This window comes from Lysobacter sp. FW306-1B-D06B (assembly GCF_038446665.1).
Classification (GTDB): domain Bacteria; phylum Pseudomonadota; class Gammaproteobacteria; order Xanthomonadales; family Xanthomonadaceae; genus Lysobacter_J.
Genome location: NZ_CP151802.1, coordinates 259,409 through 275,622 on the forward strand (window position 1 = coordinate 259,409; position 16,214 = coordinate 275,622).

The window sequence follows — 16,214 nt, forward strand, 5'->3', positions numbered from 1 at the left end:
CCAGAGCACTCCGGCTAAACGCGCTTCGGATCACAGCTCGTGCGCCTCACACGAAGCAGCATCGGGCCACTCTCGCATGTGGCCTAGCCACGGCACACCCTCACCCCGCCCTACTCCAACGGCAACACCGACAACAGCGTCGTCCCCGACGACGTGATCTCCGCCACGCCCGCCGCAAGCGCCTCGCCCCGCCAGTGCTTCGCCGCCCATGCGCCGCAGAAGATGTAGACGGGTGTGGTGACGCCGTTGGTCTTGAGCTTCTGGGCGAGTTCGATGCCGGCGCGGTCGCCTTCGGGGCGGCCCATGTCGGAGATGACGATGTCGTACTGGCTGCGCTGCAACTGGCGCAGTGCGTCCTGCGTGGTCAGGGCGGTGTCGACGGTGGCGCCGCGGTCCTGCAGGGAGGCGATGAGGAAGCTGTTGTTGCGGGGGTTGTCGTCCACCCAGAGGATGCGCTTGCCGGTGGTCAGCGGTTGCGGTGCGGGCGCGGCGGCGGCCACGGGCACGGGGCTGGCGGCCAGGCGCTGCTCCAGTTCGGCCAGCTTGGCCTGGACGTCGCTCATGACCTGGCGCTGCTGCTCGGAGGCTTCCTCCATGCTCAGCTCGTTGCCGGCCACCTTGATGCTGAACTTGCGACCGCGCGCGGAGTCGACGAGGTTGCGGATGGGCTCGTACAGCTTGTAGAGCAGGACCGCGAAGACCACCGGCCAGGCGAACGACGCGGCGGCGGCGATGAGTTTGGCGAGGCTGTCCAGCTTGGCTTCCATTCCACTGCACTCCTTGGGCGGTGCACTGCTTGCTTACGCAGGCGGTGCGGGGCGGCGGCCAGGTGGGCGTCGGCGGGGCGCTTTGGCGTTCGACCGGGGTTTTAGCGTTTGCCTTGGCGGGTCGCGTCGGTGCGGGTGGGGTGTCCCGGGTGCGCTTCGCTTACCCGGGCTACTTAGGCTCTCTGGCCAGAGGAACCTCGGTCGCGGATCATGGTTCGGCGACCGGCGCATTCGCCGGGGCAGAACAACCGTCACTGCGAGGGGTTTCGTGTCAAAGCCGTTGGAACTCGATAGCACCACGTTGGACGCAATTCGCGAGTTCCTGCGTGCGTCCACGTCCGGCCGTGGCACCGCTGAAGCGACGGCCCGCCTGGTCGCGCAGACAGACCGTGTCCCGCTGGCCCATCTGGATGGGTGGGAACGCTCGATTCGCAGCGAGCTCTACACGATCGAAGTGGAGCGCTCACCGGTTCCATGGTGGCGTCGCGAGCCGCGGAAGCGCCCCCTCTCCTGGCTCGACCTATGCAGCAGGGATGGCCACGCCCGAGAAAAGACGCTGCGGTGCCTTTCCACCGGAGCGCCGAACGCGCTCCTTCTGGCGCTGGCGATGCGTCGGCTCAACGATTGGGTGCCACAGGTGCGCCAAGCCGCGCGCGAACACCTTCCGCTCATCGCGGGGCGCTCCAATCCTGACCACGTGGCCGACGCGCTGTGGGAGACGCTGGTGCATCAGATCTCCTGGGGCCGGATGGAGCATGCGGACCGTGAAGTCCTCGACGCGATGGTCACCGTGGAGCCAGTCGCCATCGCGCTCAAGAAACGGATCGTGACGGCAACGGCGGGGCCGGCAGCATCCATGCTTGCGCAAGTCGGGCGCTCGCCCGTTTTCGACCGCTGGCTGACGGAGATCGCACGCGATGCGATGCAGCCGTCCGTGCGTGCACGGGCATGCCGCGCGCAACTGGAAGGCCGCATGGTCTGGTTCGCCGGAAGAAAGTGGGCATGGAGCGACCTGAAGTGGGCCAAGGGAAAGTTCGAACCGGTGCTGGAAGAGCGGCTACTCACCCTTGAGTTTCCTTTCGCGGACACTTTGAAGTGCACGCTAGAGGATAGGTCGCCGTTGGTCCGTTACGTCGGCGGCGAGTTTCTCCTCAAGCATCTGCATTCGATGGGCGAGGAAGCGCTTTGGGCGGCAAGGAAGCTGGCGTCGGATCGATCCCCTCACGTGGCCGCTCGCGGCCGCTTTATGCTGCGGGAACTCGGCGAGCCGACGTGAACGCAATGGAAGACGGGGCCGTATCGGCTGCGTCCCGGCCTAGGGGTTGCAACGTTGGAGTAATGTCGATGCTCGGCGTTGGCGGGACGCAGGATTGATTCGCGTCGCGGGGAGCACATTGCGTGGCATCTTGGGGACGATGCAACCAACGCAGTATCCGTACTTCGGCAAGCAGGTTTTCACATCGTTAGGAGGAAGGGATGAATCCGTATCAGCCGCCATCGGCGAAGGTCGCGCAGAAGAAACGTACGTTTGCCTCGACGGTTATCGGCCTGGGGTGTGTTGTCTTCGGCGGGCTACTCTTCCTGTCGAGCATCGGCCAGTTGTTGGGTGGAAGCACCGTGCCGCACCAGAACGCCGACGAAGCACGCGGCGGCATGATCGCAAGCGTTCTCATCGCGGCCGCCTCGGCGTATCTGGTGCTGTATGGGTTGAAGAAGCTCAAGGGACGCGCTGCCCCGGCTGCCGCCGATTCGTCGTCTGCACCACCGGAGGCGTGAGATGCGCAAGGTCCTGTGGTGGCTCTATCTCGCCGTGATGGCGTTGAACATCGTGTGGCTGCTGGTGTCGGAACCTTCGCAAATCGGCAGCTGGGTGTATGCGGCGCTTGGCGCGTTGGGGTTGGTGGGGTTGGCCGGCTATATCGCCAACACGCAGTACGGTCCGCGCCTGCTGTGGCAAGCCGTGTTTGCGGGGTTGCTCGCCGTCAACGTAGCTCTGGTGGCGAAGGCCGTGATGGACCGCCAGTCGGACTTGCTGTTTGCAGGCGTGGCGTTCGCGGCGTTGCTGATGTTGCCGTGGTTCTTCGCGCTGTGGCGGTATGCGTTCTCCTTGCCGGATGGGGCTGCGCGCGTTCCCGTCGGTGACTAACGACACGCGACGCCTCCGTCGAGGCGCTTCGATACTCGGCCTCGATCTCCGGACAAGGACCGTCGCGATGCTGGCTGCTCACACTGCACGGCCCCGATTGCGGTGGTTACAGCGCATGGCGTTCGCGACGCTGCTGTGCATCCCGCTGGCCGGAGGGGCACAGACGGTGACGGACGCAGCGCTGCACAAGGCGATGACCGATCTGCTCGCCGCGCAGGGCTTGCAAGGCGCCGTGTGGTCGACCGTCGCGGACGATGGCGCCATCGCCGTCGATGCTGCGGGAACGCGGGATGCGCGAACGGGTGCGGCACTGCACCCGCAGGATCAGGTGCACGTCGGCTCGGTCGCCAAGACCGTGCTGGCGACGGGCGTGCTGCGATTGGTCAGCCAGCGGCGTCTGTCGCTGGACGCGCCCGTGTCGGAATTGCTGCCCGGCGTCGCGTTCGACAACCCGTGGGCGTCGGACAGTCCCGTGCGCGTGCGTCACCTGCTGGATCACACGGCCGGCCTGGACGATGCGCGCCTTGCCGACATGTTCAGCCTGAAGGCGCGTGCGGATGCGCCGCTGTCGACCTTCCTCGATGGCCGCACGCTGCGTGTGCGCAGCCGTCCGGGCAGTCGGCATTCGTACTCCAACACGGGCTACACGCTGTTGGGCATGGTGATCGAGGCGGTGACGGGTGCGCGTTACGATGCGTGGCTCGACGCAAACCTGCTGCGTCCGCTGCGCATGCACGACAGCACGTTCGCCTTCACCACGCAGGAAGGCGCGGGCGCGAATTCGCGCGTGGCGATGGGGCATTTCGAGAACGGCGTTGCGCATGCGGCGGTGCCGATGTTTCTGCGCCCCGCCGGGCAGTTCACCACCACGGCGGAAGACATGGGGCGTTTCGCGCGTTTCCTGATGAGCGACGGGCGCATCGATGGAACGGCCTTCATCGACCCCACGCTGCTCCGTGCGATGGGTCAACCGCAAGGCACCGAAGCAGCACGTGCCGGTCTGCGCGTCGGCTACGGCCTGGGAATGGCGACGCGCGACCGCCATGGCGCCGTAGGCAAATGCCACGGCGGGAGTACGGTGGGATACCGCGCGATGCTCTGCGTCTTTCCGCAGCACCAGCGTGCGTTCTTCATCGCCCTCAATACCGACCACGAAACCGCCGACTACGGACGGTTCGACCGGCTGCTGATCGAATCGCTCGGCTTGCCGATGGCCGAAGCGCTGCCTCGCATGGGCGAAGCCGGCGATGCGATGGAGGGTTATTACATCCCCTCGCCCAACCGGTTCGCCCGCTTCGAATGGCTCGACGCTACGTTGGGCTTCGTTCGCATCACGCGCGAGGGCGAAGGCGTTCGCTTCGCGCCGCTCCAGTCGAGTGCGCTGATGCTGACGCCCGTAGGCGGCAACCTGCTGCGCGCGGACGATCGCGCTCTCGCATCGCATGCGTTCGTGACCACCGCAGACAGCACGCGCGCGATCACCACCGGATTGCAAACCTACGAACGCGTGGCGCTACCCGTCATCGCCGCACGCTGGATCAGCCTCGCCGCGGGATTGCTGGGCGTTGCATGGCTTCTGGTCATGGGCGCCGTGCGGTTCGTGCTGGATGGCCGGGATCGCTGGAAGCGATCGGCGGTAATTCCCTTCCTCGGCATCGCGGTGCTGTTGCTGCCGGTGCCTTTGTTCCTGCGCCAGTCGTTCCTGCAATTGGGTGATCTCACGCCGGCCAGCGGCACGCTCGCCGCGGTCACGGCGCTGCTGCCGTTGACGATGGTGCTGGGCCTGATCTTCGGCCTGCGTCGCCGGCCGTGGTCCGCGCTCGACATCGTGGACGTCGTCGCGATGGTGGCCGTGTTGCAGTTGACCGTGGTGCTGGCCTTCGGCGGGCTGCTGCCGCTGCGCCTGTGGGCGTGAGGGTCGCTGCGCCGATCAGAACGCCCACGACAGGAACAGGCGGAACTCCCAGACGTCGTTGTCGCTCTGGCCGAGGCTGAGGTAGCCCGCGCTCGCTTCCACGAACATCGCCTGCGACACGAGGGCGCGCGCACCCACGCGCATCGATCCCAGCCACGCCGATGTGGAGGCCAGGCGCAGGTCCGATGTGAGGATGCCGCCGTCCTGCGGGCGAATGAAGGCGTAGCTCGCGCCGAGCTCGCCATAGGGAATCACGATGCTGCTGGCGGTGTGGACGGTCCTGCTGACTTCCAGATGTCCTTCGATCGTGCCGTTGTCGAAGCTGTCCTGGGCGACTTGCAGCGCGATGGGCGTGTCGAAGACGACGCCGGAGAGCTGGTGGGCATCGTTGTCGTAGTGGCTGTAGCTGAGGGTGAACTTCGGGCGGAGCGTGAATTCGCCTGCCTGGTACTGCCCCGTGGTGTTCAACGCCAGCGACACGCGCGTGGAGTCGTAGCTTCCGTCCAGCACGGCAATGCGGGTGTCGTTGGACAACCATGCATACACGGCCGAGGCATCCATCGCCCATCGCGGCGACAGCGCCTGCGCAATGTAGGCGCCGATGCCGTAGCCGTCCGTTTCCTGGCGCAGGTTGCCGTCGAATCCGTTGCTCTCGTTGGTTTCGTACGACACCAGCAAGCCGGCGACGACGTCGTTGTCGTAGCGGCGGTCGGCACCGAGGGTGAAGTAACTGCCGCTGCCGTCCGTGTCCAGTCCGTGGCGCTCGTCGGAGGTGTCGAGCGCGCGGCCGTCGAACCACAGGTTCCAGCGCGTGGGCGTTGCGAATTCACGACCCGGCGTGATCGGGACGGATTGGCCGAAGCCCGATTGCGCCTGCTCCGCGGCGATGCGATCGCAATAGTCCTCGACGTCTCTTTCACGGCCATCGCGTGTCCACTGCGCGCAGGTCGCTGCGGCTTCGTCCAGGGCTTCGCGGCGCGCGAGCGTGGTGTCGTCGATCGCAGGCACAGGCGTCATCGGTGCGGTCGGCACGGAGGGAATGGTGCCGGTCGGTGGGACCGGGGCTGCGGGCGAGAGCCCTGTCGGCGGAAGTGTTGCGACAGGAGGCGTCACGCCGCCGGGCAACGTGGGTGTCACCGCAGGCGGCGATGTCGTGGGCACGCCGGGCGTAAGGCCGGAAGGCGGCAGCGTCGCGATCGGCGGCGCGACACCGCCGGGCATCGTGGGCATCGCGCCGGTGGGTGGAAGTGTTGCGACTGGTGGCGCGACACCGCCCGGCAGCGCAGGCATCACGCCGGGAGGCGGCAGCGTTGCGATCGGCGGCGCGACACCGCCCGGCACGGTGGGCATCACACCTGAAGGCGGCAACGTCGCGATCGGCGGTGCAACACCGCCCGGCAGCGCAGGCATCACACCGGAAGGCGGTGCCGAAGGAAGCGCGGGACGCGCGGGCATCGCACCGCCAGGTGGAAGCGTTGCGACAGGCGGCGCGACACCGCCCGGCACGCCGGAAGGCGGCAGCATGGCGATCGGTGGCGCGACACCGCCTGGCATCGTGGGCATCACACCGCGCGGTGGAAGCGTTGCAATGGGTGGCGCGACACCGCCCGGTACGGTGGGCATCACGCCGGAAGGCGGCAACGTCGCGATCGGGGGCGCAACACGGCCGGGAATCGTGGGCATCGCGCCGGAAGGCGGCGCTGCAGGCAGCGCTGGACGCGCGGGCATCGCGCCGGTGGGCGGACGTGTTGCCATCGGCGGCGCGACACCACCGGGACGCGTGGGCATCACACCGGAAGGCGGCGCGGCAGGGCGACCGGGCAGCGTGGGCATCGCGCCGGTGGATGGCAGCGTGGCGATGGGGGCGGTAATGCCGCCAGGCACCGACGGCGTGAGTGGCGTGAGGTCGCCGATCGAAGATCCACCAGGCGGACGGATTCCGCCGGGCGGGCGAAGTTCGGGCAACCGGATGAACGACGGAAAGGTGATGCCACCCTTCTGGTTCTGCGAATCGATCATGCACGGCCGATTGCCTTCGATCACGAGCAACTGGTGCACGCCGCCATTGCCGTTGGACACGACGGGCGACAGCGTCACGCGCAGGCCGCGTCGACTGCGCTGCCACTGGTCGACCGTCTGACTGCCCTGCGCCGATTCCAGTTGGAACGAGCCGGCCCCGGTGGCGGACAACCACACCGAGCGGGCCTCGTTGGCCGTGATGCCCAGGTACGCCAGGCCGCGCGGTCTTTGCACTGCTGCGCGAGAGCCGCATCGGGTGCGACCAGCCACGCGAGGCCCAGCAGCACGGCCATCGGCAATGGGCGATGGACGAGACGAGCCGCCGTGGAGATGGCCTGATCGGTTGCCAGGGCAATGTCGCGACTGATCGGCTTGCGCATGGCTCCCCCAACACAAGGGCGGTCTACGCGACTGGAAATCCCGCTCCGGAGGGGGCCGAAGCAAGCGCAGATTCTTCTGCTGGCCCGATCATCAGCGCGTGACGATTGGCGTGGAGCGGATCAGGAGGGGGTCGGGAATGGTTTGTCCCTGTGCCGCAGCAGGAAGCGTCCGTGGATAGTGCGCGAACGAACGCCACTGACCACGCAGCGCGCGCCCCGGACGAAACGCTAGACTCGCGCGCAGGGGGATCCATCCATGCGAATCGCACTGCTTCTGCCGGCGTTGCTGTTGAGCGCGCCGGCCATGGCCCATCGTTGGGTCGAGACCGGTATCGACGACGGTTCCGGCATTTATGTGGACGCAAACACGATGCGCCGCAACGGCGACATCGTGGAGGCATGGGCGTTGATCGACGAGACCGTGGCGGCCGATGCGCAGTACGACGGCGAGCAGCGCGTGCGCGCACGCCATCACGTCCTGCGCGTGCGTTTCGACTGCGCGGCGCGGCGGTTCGGCACGCTTTCGGTCGTGACTTACGCCAGCACCGATCGCGGCACGGAACTCTCGCGCCGCGACACCTACGCGCTGGACACGCTGGACGCCGTCGAGGCGAACACCGACCAGGCGGCCTCGCTGGACTTCGCCTGCGCTTACATGCGCGCCGAGCCGGGGGCGCTAGACGCCGCGCAGACGCGCGCGCGGCAGCCGGGCGCGGGCATGGCCGTCCTCTCGCCGCAGGGCGGGTTCCTGGCTGCGATGGAGCAGCAGCGTCTGATGCGCGAATTGCCACTGGCCGATGGCACCGCGCGCGTCGTTGCCACGGTGGGACGCGAATCGTCCGCCCGTCCAGGCCGTGTGTTCAAACCGTCCGACGTGCTGGAGGCGACGGCGACGATCACGCCCGAACTGCCGGGCCCGGCGACCATCACCGCGCGCTGGTTCGCCGCGGGCGGGAGCGAAGCCATCTCCGTCGGACGCGCGGACCGGTTGCTGGAGCAGGCGCCGTTCACCGAAACCTTCCTCGTGCGTCCCACGCCGACGTGGCCGGTGGGCGCGTATCGCGTCGAGCTTCGTGTAAACGAGCAAACGGCGGCGACGGTGATGTTCGAAGTTCGATAGCCATCGCAGTGCTAAGGTCCGGGCCGGGGACCGTTATCGATCGGGGATGGGATGTCCATGGTAATCAAGACCGAAACCGCGATCCTCGCCGGCGGTTGCTTCTGGGGCATGCAGGCGCTGCTGCGTCGCGTGCCCACGGTGATGTCCACGCGCGTTGGCTACACCGGCGGCGATGTACTGCATCCCACGTACGACCACCACGGCACGCATGCCGAGGCGATCGAGATCGTGTTCGATCCCGCGCTGCTTTCGTACCGGCAGATTCTCGAGTTCTTCTTCCAGATCCACGATCCGACGCTGTGGAATCGCCAGGGGCGCGATATCGGCACGCGCTATCGCTCGGCGATCTTCTATCTGACCGATGCGCAGCGAGTAACCGCCGAAGCCACCGTTGCGGAGCTGGAAGCGTCCGGCCTGCTTCCGCGCCGAATCGTCACCGCGATCGAACCTGCGGGGCGCTTCTGGGAGGCGGAAGTGGAGCACCAGGACTACTTCGAACACCACCCGATGCAGCATGCATGCCGTCACCTTCCTCCTGGGTGGCGGTTGCCGGCGGTGAACGTGTGATCTGGTTGCGACGGCTTCTCGTCAAGGCCAACGTAGCCCGGGTAAGCGAAGCGCACCCGGGTTCCACCGTGCCCCTCCACCTTTCCTCGTGTCGTTGCGACGCTGTCGGTCTCGTCCGCAAATCGACTCCGGCGCGCTCGCACCCGGGTGCGCTTCGCTTCGGGCTACGAGGTTGCTCAACCGTGCGCACCGCTCTCAGACCGTGAAGCGAAAGCGCAGCGGCGACCGGAGGCTCGATTACTCCGTGCCCAGCTTCCATTGCTTCTTCAGCGCGCTGCTCATGGCCTCGGAGACATCGCCCTCGCTGGCCGCAGTGAAGGATGCCCACGCCTTGGTCCATGCGTCCGGTCGCCCCACTTCGGCGACGGTCACTTCCAGTGCGGCCATCGAGGATTCGGCCCCTTCCGGCAAGCCCGGCGGCATCGGCAGGACGGCCGCCTTCGACCAGTCGGGCGTCTCCACGTCCATGCAGTTCCCTGTGGGGAGCCGCTTGCCGTCGGCGTCGCAGTCGTCATCGATGAGCACCGCTTCCTTGCCGTCGCGCTCGCTCGTCCAGTAGTAGCCGGCGCCGTCTTTTGCGCCGATGGCCTGCACAGCCAGTCCCGCCGAGAACGCGACGCGGCCCTTGGAGTGGCGTGGCACGAAGCGGTTGAACTCGTAGCCCAGCGGAAGTGCCTTGAGTGCGCCGCCTTCGCGGCGAAGCACGAAGATCATCGTCGAGGCCAGTTCGACCTTGGGTTTCGGACAGTCCGCCAAGGCATCGACTTGCTGCGTGCAGTACCACCGCTGCGCGACGACGCAGCTCTGCGAACCGTCGGCACTCCACTTGCGCTTGGCGAACAGGTCGTCGTACTCGGGCGTGTTGCTGTAGCCGGCGGTGTGCGCCTTGACCTGTTCGGCTGCCTGCTTGCTCAGGTATTTCATGGCCTGTCCCGCGACCCAATCCACCACGATGCTGCCGACGAATGCCGCGGCAGGCGCCATGAAGGCGCCGACAGGCTCCTCGATGGGCTCCAACACCGGAAACTGCGTGATGCCGCACTCGCGTTGAACGGCTGCGCCAAGTGCGGAGCCCTTCATGACCTGCATGCGAGTGGGATCGATGACGCCGTAGAACTGCGTCACCTGCAGCGTGCTGGCCGAGACGATCTCCGGCTTGGGCCGGGCGGCCTGCGCGGTGGGTGACAGCGATGCGATGGCCACCAGCATCGGCATTCCTACGTACTTCACGACTGCACTCATCAATACTCCCCCTGTGATGGATACGTCCCTTCGGGCACGGCCACGCAGGCGCGCTTGGCGCGCCGCCACCGGCGACCGGTCTGTTGTCGTTACATCACGCTCGCATCCGCCGCGAACGGCGTCCCCATCGAGACGTGCGGACCGATTCTGGCATGTTCCGGCGTGGATGCCGTCCGCTGCGCGAGCCGGCGCGATCCTGCTGCGGGGACGTGAAAACAGAAAGGCGGCCTCGTGGCCGCCGTTCTCATCTTCCCGGACACCTTCCCGGTGTGGGAGCGGCTGTCGGGATGCAGCTGGGTAAGGTCGCAGGCCGCACCCGGGTGCACTTCGCTCATGCAGGCGGCTCGACGACGCTGCCCAGCACTCGTCCAGGTACAGCGCCATGCGGTCGAAGAGTTCGGACAGCGCCTCGGGTTGGATACGGAACTCGTACTCGCCCGGATCATCGCTTCGCGACTCGGCCAGTTGCGACAGCAGCAACAACTGATCGCGCGTCTGCACCAGCTTGTGGTGCGCGAAGTCGGGCAACAGCACGCCGCGCAACGCGGCGGGGGAACTGCAAGCTTCCTTTTGCATCGTGGGGTCTCCAGCAAACCAGCCGGCTTGCGCCGCGGGATGCGGCGCAAGGTGTCGGGAGGTTCGAAACCGAAGCTAGCCGGCCGGGCGTGTTTCCTCTCGCGAGGTGTTGTATTCCGCCGCCCTCCCGACGCAGAGCTGCTTGCGTCGGAATGCCCAGACATCAGGCATAAAAAAACCACCGGAATGACGGAGGTGGGTCCCGCTAGCTTTCGGAGTTTCGAAGCTCCTTGCACTGAAGTCTCGTTGTGCACGCATCGACATTCAAGGCAATTTCATCGAATGTCGTGAAGAACATTTCGCACTTCATTCAACGCGTGCGACTTGGCTACGCGTGGGTCGCGATGCAGAACGCCACACGCGGCAGCCGCTTCCACTACAACAAAAGCTTTGCCACAGCGGAGCTTTCGGACACTTCTGATTCCGAGCGAATTTTCAGACGGATAGCGTTGGCCCAGCTGCGTCGTACACGGAGAGTATTCGACGCACGTTGCGACGAATCACGTCCACTTCAGCGGGTGCATCCATGGCCGAGCGCTACGTAATTGTCGTTGGAGACCCCACCACGGGCGGCGGGACCGCCATCGAAGGTCTTTCGACGTTTCATATCGAATGCCTCGACGGAAGCAGCCGCCCCGTCGTCTGCGTCGGACATGCAGTCGTGTGTGATCAATGCGGACCTACTGTTGTAGCCGAAGGCGTGACGTTCTTCTTTTCCAACCACCCTGCCGCCTTCGACGGCTGCTCGTTGGCGTGTGGACACAGACTCGTTTCGGTAAACCAACGCAACGTTTCGGTTGAGCTTGCCAATCGCAGCGGCGTATCGGATGCATACACCAATCTGTCGTCCGCGCTGATGTCGAGAACTCACTCGTCCGCGTTCGACCTTCGCTTCCTCCTGAACAGCGCGAAGTCCGGTGGACCCATTGCAGGCCTTCGGTATCGGATCACGTTGGAATCCGGAAAGGTCTTCGAGGGAACTACGGACGCCTTCGGCTTGACCCAGTCAGCCCATTCCGATCTTCCCGAAACCGCAACAATTGAGGTGATCTATGCCGAGGAATCAACCGGACCCGCGGCCCGTACGGATTCCTGCGGGTGTTAACGGCGCCAACCTGGCGCTACGCTGCCAGCGAATCCTCACGCCCGCAGGTGACCGCAACCCGGCGGTCATCCAGATCCCAGCAAGACGGCTGAGCGGCGCATCCTGGGTGTCCGAGTTCCCCACAAGCACGAGCACGGACGACCTGACCTCTCCGTTTCGGGAGAACGCAGCCGCCTTTATCGCAGCACTCCGCAGAGCCGGTGCAGGCGTGACCATATCGGCGACGCTAAGACCCCGTGAGCGCGCCTTTCTCATGCACTGGTCGTGGAAAATCGTCAATGACAACGTCGATCCTCGGAACGTCCCCGCCCATGAAGGAGTGGACATTGAGTGGAAGCATACCGATGACAACGGCGAATACTCGGAACGCGCTTCCCGTGCCGCGGCTACGGCGATGTGAATGCATACGGCATGCAGAACCTGCGCACGGCACCCGCGCTCAACTCCCGACATATCGAAGGAAACGCGATCGACATGACCATTGGCTGGCAAGGCACGCTAGACATCCAGGTCCCGTCTGGACTCCAAGAGGCTATCGCAACGACTCCGCGCGATGGCATGAACCACGACCTGCGCTCAGTAGGCGCCAGCTATGGCGTCGTCAAGTTCCGTGGCGGCGATAGAGACCGCCCTCATTGGTCCAACGATGGGCGCTGACCATGAAGCCCTCCAACGCAGCTCCTGCACTGCTCGCAGCAATACTCTCCGCTTGCAGCCCACGGGTTGGTTCTCCGCCGAAGCATGCCGACGAAATCCCGAAGGACGTAAGCACCTTCATCGACCGCCGCGATACGTGCGACTACTTCCGCGGGGAGATCCCTGACCCCGGCCAGTCGGATCGCGCACGCGAAGTGGAAGAAGGCCTAAAGGAGTACTGCACCGGCACAGATGAAAGCCTCGCTCACCTGCGCTCGAAGTACGCAACAGATCCACAGATTTCAGCGAAGCTCGCAGAGTATGAGGAGTTGATCGAGGCGCCGTCGCAGAGATGAACCTGCGCATGTCTTGGCCTCGCGATCAGGGCGCATCTGACAATGGTTCCGTGACAACACCCGGGTGCGCTTCGCTTACCCGGGCTACGCTGGCTTGCTGCCACCCTGCGTGGCGAGCGTGTAGCGCCCCGGCTCGATGCGTCGGTTGTTTCCGCGTGGCCGGTTCGCTCCTGGGCCGCGTGTTTCCGCGACGGTGCCGGACAATCCGGGGCCGGTTTGTGCCACGCCGTCGTGATAGACCTGATACCGCCCCACCGTCCTGCGCTTTCCATCGCTGTCGCGACGCTGTTCGCTCTGGCGGACGATGTGGAACTCCCATCCTGTGCCCGTGATCGGCATGTCGTTTCTCCCTGTCTTGCGGTCGCGTGCGCTTCAAACCCGCGGACGTGTCTTCAGCTCCGGTGTCGGGCGGGGCGCACCGAGGTCCAGGCGGGTGTCGGGCCTGGCCACGTTCGTCTTCTCGATCAGTCGCGCCAGCCTGCGTAGGCGCTTGAATACGCCAAGCGCCAATCCGCCCTGCGTGTAGTAGCAACCTTGCGCGTCGCGTTTGAGGTTGTTCAGGCCTTTGAACCGGTAGCTGTACGAGCCCGGCGTTGGGCAGAAGAACCGCGCATAGTCCGCAGGCTTGGAATCGAGCTCGGAACACGTGCCCTCCAGCGAGCCCAGCAGTTCGGCCATGCTTGCCAGCAACAGGCGCAGGCGGATGATCTGGTGGTTGCCCCATCCCATCTCGTGCGGCGTCTTTCCCGCCGGCAGGAATTGCGGATCACCGAAGCGCTCCACGAACTCGATGCCCGCCTTGCGTCCGTATCCGGTCAGCTTCCCGATCAGGTCCTCGTCCATCGAAAGGTTGAGTCCGCCTTCCTTCTTGGTCAGCTGGATCAGGCCGATGCGGTCGCGGAAGCCCGGCAAATGCGACAGGGTTTCGTGGTTCCAGTCTTTCGCCACATGGATGACGGCGCCGAGGAAGTCGGCGAGCGCGGCGAAGCCGCTGCCACCGAAGCGGCGCCACCAGCACAGCCGCGCATCGCCGTTGTCTTTCGGGAACAGCACGCGCTCTTCCTGGCCCTCCTCCGCTCGCCCCAGGTCCAGGCCGAACGTCGGACGGCACGGCAGCGCGCTGTCGAAGAAGTGGATGGGGAAGTTCGATCCCACGCCGCCGTCGGTGAACCAGCACGTTTCCAGTTCGTGGATGGGTTCGGCGTCTGCGGCGTCCTTCTTGTCGGGACGGCGGTTGTAGTCCACCGAATGCAACGGGATCGCGCTCAGCAGCAGCGGAAAGCTCAGGCTCATGCGTACCGCGACGACGACCGGCATGTCATCGGGCATCGTCAGGCGACGGTATCCGGGCGGGTACGGTCCCGGCGCTCCGGCGGGACGCTCGTGCGCGTGCATCCAGGCCATGACGCGTTCGGGAAAGAGCGAGGCGAACTCCGTCTCCTTGTAATAGAACTGCTTGTTCTCGCGCACCTGCGGGTCGTCGCGGAACGGCAGGCGGAACGGCCGCCCCAATGTGAGGCAGGTGGTCATCATCTGCAGGTCGATGTCATGCGCGCGCAAGTCGCCGAAGGTAAGCGGTTTGCCGTCCGCGACGCCGGGGGCCTCTTTCTGGCCGCACAGGTCATCCAGATAGTCCGTCAGCCAGACCGTCAGTGCTTCGCCCGTGTTGTCGCCGTCGGCGGGCATTCCCGAGCATGCGCCGAACCTGTTGGCGGGGAGTTCGCGTAGCGCCAGGCGCAGCGCATGGAACAGCAACACCAGCATCCCGCCGATGACGGCACCGGCCAGCGCCCACGGCCACACCAGCGCGGCGCCGCTGCAAGCGACGGCCCAACCGATGGGGACGCCGCCGATCACGATCCCCAGCACGATGTCCAGGCCGAAGTGCGGGAACAGCGCTTTGATGCCGGCCCATGCGCGAGGCCAGCTTCCTCGCGTGCCCATGACGGCGAGGAACACGTCGAACAATGGCCGCAGCGCGGGCGCGGGTTTGAAGAAGGCCATCAGCTTGGTGCCGCGTCCGTCGGCGGATGGCTTCACCAGATGCGCCGGCAGGGCCTCCAGCAGCTCGAAGCCTTTGAAGTCGTTCTGCCGCTGCCGCCCCAGCTCCGCCGCCGCTGCGGCCGCCGCAGCTATCGCGCCGGCACTGGTCCCGCCGATGCTGCGCAGGGTGAATGCCTTGGCGATCTCCACCACGGCCAGCGGATACACGATGCCGCTGGTGATGCCGCCCTTCATGACCAGATCGCATTGCGTCGCGTACACGCGGCCGGCGTCTGGTCCCGTCCCTGTTTCGTCCGTCACCTGGACCTCCTGAGGGCCGCAGTCGCCGACCGCTTCGACGCCGCCAACCCGCTCCTTTTCCCTCGGACTACGCGGAACCGCTGCGGCGAAGGACAGCGGGCTTGCATCCGGTTGGCCGGCGGCGCCGGCGGTGGGCGTTCGGGGCGATAGGACGATCGACACGGAGGAGTCCGTCATGGCCGGCAGCGGGTATCAGTTTCAGAAGTACGTGAAGGACGTCAGGGACAACCGCAGACGCGCCTGCGTTCTTTCCATCGGCGATTCGTGGTTCCAGTACGCGCTGCGCCCGTTCCCGGACCTGCAGCGCCGCATCGAGCTGGATCTGGATGGGAAGGCGCTGATGCTCGACAGCAGCAAGCCCGGGCGGGATGCGAAGAACCTGGTCAGCGATGTGGTGTCGGAGGTGACCTCGTGGGCGGCGTTCATGCAGGACATGCACCGTCCCTTCCAGGCGATCCTGGTGTCGCTGGGCGGCAACGACGTCATCGGCAAGGACTTCGCCACGCATTTGAAGAAGGCCAGCGACCCGCCGGATGTGAAGCCGTGGCCGTGGCAACCCGTTCCTGACGTGGCGCGACGGCACATCAAGTTCACATCGCTCAAGAAGACGTTCGCCGAGGTGCGCGCGGCTTACCAGGCGTTGATCGACCTGCGCAACGCGCACGCGCCAGGGGCGCCGATCATCTGCCACTCCTATGCCGACGTCACGCCGTGCAACGAGAAGTACGAGTTCTTCGGCTTCAAGGCCGGACCGTGGCTGTGGAAGCCGATGCGCGAGTTCGAGCTCACCGACAAGGACGAACAGCGCGTGCTCTCACGCTGGCTGCTTGCGTCGTTTGCGGCGCTGCTGCGGGACGTTGCAACCAACAACACCACCAACGTACTCGATACGCGCGAGGAACTGCCCGACTATGAGGGATGGTGGGACAACGAGATCCATCCGTCGCAGCGCGGGTTCGCATACCTTTCCAAGAAGCATTGGGTTCCGGAGATCAAGCGCGCGATCGGTGCGCGACCGATCATTCGTTCCCGCCCCGTGAAATGAAGAAGGGCGGCCTCACGGCCGCCCTTCCGGTGTTGC

Annotated in this window: 15 protein-coding genes; 10 read left to right on the forward strand and 5 right to left on the reverse strand. The window is 65.9% G+C overall.

Annotation, left to right across the window (positions count from 1 at the left end):
- Positions 1-110: 110 nt before the first annotated feature.
- Positions 111-767, reverse strand: coding sequence for a response regulator (locus AAFF32_RS01270; protein WP_342316223.1), 657 nt, complete (start codon positions 765-767; stop codon positions 111-113).
- A 268-nt stretch (positions 768-1,035) separates the two neighbouring features.
- Here AAFF32_RS01270 and AAFF32_RS01275 point away from each other — a divergent pair, with 268 nt between their 5' ends.
- The 4 genes from AAFF32_RS01275 to AAFF32_RS01290 all read left to right on the forward strand — a co-directional run bounded on the left by AAFF32_RS01275 (position 1,036) and on the right by AAFF32_RS01290 (position 4,828).
- A complete protein-coding gene (locus AAFF32_RS01275) occupies positions 1,036-2,043 on the forward strand; it encodes a hypothetical protein (RefSeq protein WP_216965662.1) in 1,008 nt (335 codons plus the stop codon).
- Positions 2,044-2,243: 200 nt separating this feature from the next.
- Positions 2,244-2,543 (forward strand): hypothetical protein, encoded by a 300-nt coding sequence (locus tag AAFF32_RS01280; protein ID WP_216965660.1) that lies wholly within the window; start codon positions 2,244-2,246, stop codon positions 2,541-2,543.
- A 1-nt stretch (position 2,544) separates the two neighbouring features.
- Complete coding sequence (locus AAFF32_RS01285; protein ID WP_216965658.1) at positions 2,545-2,913, forward strand: hypothetical protein; 369 nt, start codon at positions 2,545-2,547, stop codon at positions 2,911-2,913.
- Between the two features lie 115 nt (positions 2,914-3,028).
- Positions 3,029-4,828, forward strand: coding sequence for a serine hydrolase domain-containing protein (locus AAFF32_RS01290; protein ID WP_342316224.1), 1,800 nt, complete (start codon positions 3,029-3,031; stop codon positions 4,826-4,828).
- A gap of 15 nt (positions 4,829-4,843) precedes the next feature.
- On the opposite strand, the gene AAFF32_RS01295 is transcribed toward AAFF32_RS01290, so the two are convergent.
- Positions 4,844-7,081, reverse strand: a complete 2,238-nt coding sequence (locus AAFF32_RS01295; RefSeq protein WP_342316225.1) for an autotransporter domain-containing protein — start codon at positions 7,079-7,081, stop codon at positions 4,844-4,846.
- Between the two features lie 402 nt (positions 7,082-7,483).
- Between AAFF32_RS01295 and AAFF32_RS01300 the strand changes: the two genes are divergently transcribed.
- Together AAFF32_RS01300 and msrA are read left to right on the forward strand one after the other, a co-directional pair.
- Positions 7,484-8,347, forward strand: coding sequence for a surface-adhesin E family protein (locus tag AAFF32_RS01300; protein ID WP_342316226.1), 864 nt, complete (start codon positions 7,484-7,486; stop codon positions 8,345-8,347).
- Between the two features lie 57 nt (positions 8,348-8,404).
- Entirely contained in the window at positions 8,405-8,914 is a 510-nt protein-coding gene (gene msrA / locus AAFF32_RS01305; RefSeq protein ID WP_216966126.1) for a peptide-methionine (S)-S-oxide reductase MsrA, read from the forward strand.
- A 237-nt stretch (positions 8,915-9,151) separates the two neighbouring features.
- On the opposite strand, the gene AAFF32_RS01310 is transcribed toward msrA, so the two are convergent.
- Positions 9,152-10,732: a hypothetical protein gene (locus tag AAFF32_RS01310; protein ID WP_342316227.1), complete on the reverse strand. Its 1,581-nt coding sequence runs from the start codon at positions 10,730-10,732 to the stop codon at positions 9,152-9,154.
- Positions 10,733-11,258: 526 nt separating this feature from the next.
- On the opposite strand from AAFF32_RS01310, the gene AAFF32_RS01315 reads away from it, so the two are divergent.
- The 3 genes from AAFF32_RS01315 (at position 11,259) to AAFF32_RS01325 (ending at position 12,829) form a co-directional block, all read left to right on the forward strand.
- Positions 11,259-11,837, forward strand: a complete 579-nt coding sequence (locus AAFF32_RS01315; RefSeq protein ID WP_342316228.1) for a PAAR domain-containing protein — start codon at positions 11,259-11,261, stop codon at positions 11,835-11,837.
- 411 nt (positions 11,838-12,248) lie between these two features.
- Positions 12,249-12,494, forward strand: coding sequence for a hypothetical protein (locus AAFF32_RS01320; RefSeq protein WP_342316229.1), 246 nt, complete (start codon positions 12,249-12,251; stop codon positions 12,492-12,494).
- A gap of 2 nt (positions 12,495-12,496) precedes the next feature.
- Complete coding sequence (locus tag AAFF32_RS01325; RefSeq protein ID WP_342316230.1) at positions 12,497-12,829, forward strand: hypothetical protein; 333 nt, start codon at positions 12,497-12,499, stop codon at positions 12,827-12,829.
- 84 nt (positions 12,830-12,913) lie between these two features.
- Here the strand turns inward: AAFF32_RS01325 and AAFF32_RS01330 are convergent, their stop codons facing one another.
- Together AAFF32_RS01330 and AAFF32_RS01335 are read right to left on the reverse strand one after the other, a co-directional pair.
- On the reverse strand, positions 12,914-13,168 hold the full coding sequence (locus tag AAFF32_RS01330; RefSeq protein WP_216965645.1) for a hypothetical protein: 255 nt from the start codon (positions 13,166-13,168) through the stop codon (positions 12,914-12,916).
- A gap of 33 nt (positions 13,169-13,201) precedes the next feature.
- Positions 13,202-15,295, reverse strand: a complete 2,094-nt coding sequence (locus tag AAFF32_RS01335; protein WP_342316231.1) for a patatin-like phospholipase family protein — start codon at positions 15,293-15,295, stop codon at positions 13,202-13,204.
- 13 nt (positions 15,296-15,308) lie between these two features.
- On the opposite strand from AAFF32_RS01335, the gene AAFF32_RS01340 reads away from it, so the two are divergent.
- Positions 15,309-16,178 (forward strand): SGNH/GDSL hydrolase family protein, encoded by an 870-nt coding sequence (locus AAFF32_RS01340; RefSeq protein ID WP_216965641.1) that lies wholly within the window; start codon positions 15,309-15,311, stop codon positions 16,176-16,178.
- Positions 16,179-16,214 lie beyond the last annotated feature (36 nt).

Excerpts from the sequence above, each read along its gene's own strand:
- AAFF32_RS01325 (WP_342316230.1), top strand. The coding sequence starts at position 12,497 with ATGAAGCCCTCCAACGCAGCTCCTGCACTGCTCGCAGCAATACTCTCC.
- AAFF32_RS01315 (WP_342316228.1), top strand. The coding sequence starts at position 11,259 with ATGGCCGAGCGCTACGTAATTGTCGTTGGAGACCCCACCACGGGCGGC.
- AAFF32_RS01285 (WP_216965658.1), top strand. The coding sequence starts at position 2,545 with ATGCGCAAGGTCCTGTGGTGGCTCTATCTCGCCGTGATGGCGTTGAAC.
- AAFF32_RS01340 (WP_216965641.1), top strand. The coding sequence starts at position 15,309 with ATGGCCGGCAGCGGGTATCAGTTTCAGAAGTACGTGAAGGACGTCAGG.
- AAFF32_RS01330 (WP_216965645.1), bottom strand. The coding sequence starts at position 13,168 with ATGCCGATCACGGGCACAGGATGGGAGTTCCACATCGTCCGCCAGAGC.
- AAFF32_RS01270 (WP_342316223.1), bottom strand. The coding sequence starts at position 767 with ATGGAAGCCAAGCTGGACAGCCTCGCCAAACTCATCGCCGCCGCCGCG.
- AAFF32_RS01300 (WP_342316226.1), top strand. The coding sequence starts at position 7,484 with ATGCGAATCGCACTGCTTCTGCCGGCGTTGCTGTTGAGCGCGCCGGCC.
- AAFF32_RS01280 (WP_216965660.1), top strand. The coding sequence starts at position 2,244 with ATGAATCCGTATCAGCCGCCATCGGCGAAGGTCGCGCAGAAGAAACGT.
- msrA (WP_216966126.1), top strand. The coding sequence starts at position 8,405 with ATGGTAATCAAGACCGAAACCGCGATCCTCGCCGGCGGTTGCTTCTGG.
- AAFF32_RS01320 (WP_342316229.1), top strand. The coding sequence starts at position 12,249 with ATGCAGAACCTGCGCACGGCACCCGCGCTCAACTCCCGACATATCGAA.
- AAFF32_RS01290 (WP_342316224.1), top strand. The coding sequence starts at position 3,029 with ATGGCGTTCGCGACGCTGCTGTGCATCCCGCTGGCCGGAGGGGCACAG.
- AAFF32_RS01310 (WP_342316227.1), bottom strand. The coding sequence starts at position 10,732 with ATGCAAAAGGAAGCTTGCAGTTCCCCCGCCGCGTTGCGCGGCGTGCTG.